Below are 378 nucleotides of genomic sequence, written 5' to 3'. Positions count from 1 at the left end.
CGGGACGATCTTTGAAAACCTGATAGAAACGAAAGAAACAAAAAATCAATCGTACAAGAACGAGAGAAAAGAAACAAACACGTCGATTTCTTGAGAAACACCTGAAAAGGAAAACGAACAAAAAGAAGAAGAAAATGTCAGCGAAAAGACATTGAAAAAAAAAGAGTCGAATCAAATGGAGAGTTTGATCCTGGCTCAGGATGAACGCTGGCGGCATGCCTAATACATGCAAGTCGAACGAGGGTCCTTCGGGACTCGAGTGGCGAACGGGTGAGTAACACGTAGGGAACCTGCCCGTGCGACCGGGAGAACTTTCGGAAACGGAAGCTGATACCGGATAGGGACAGAGACGGCATCGACTCTGTGTTAAAGGAGCTG

At 46.0% G+C, this 378-nt stretch carries 1 rRNA gene; it reads left to right on the top strand.

Annotated features, from left to right (window positions below):
• Positions 1-172: 172 nt before the first annotated feature.
• A 16S ribosomal RNA gene (locus E5336_RS12675) occupies positions 173-378 on the top strand; the annotation flags it as partial.

Source organism: Dubosiella muris, from assembly GCF_004793885.1.
In the GTDB taxonomy this organism is placed as follows: Bacteria; Bacillota_I; Bacilli_A; order Erysipelotrichales; family Erysipelotrichaceae; genus Dubosiella; species Dubosiella muris.
This window is presented reverse-complemented; position numbering and strand designations above follow the sequence as displayed.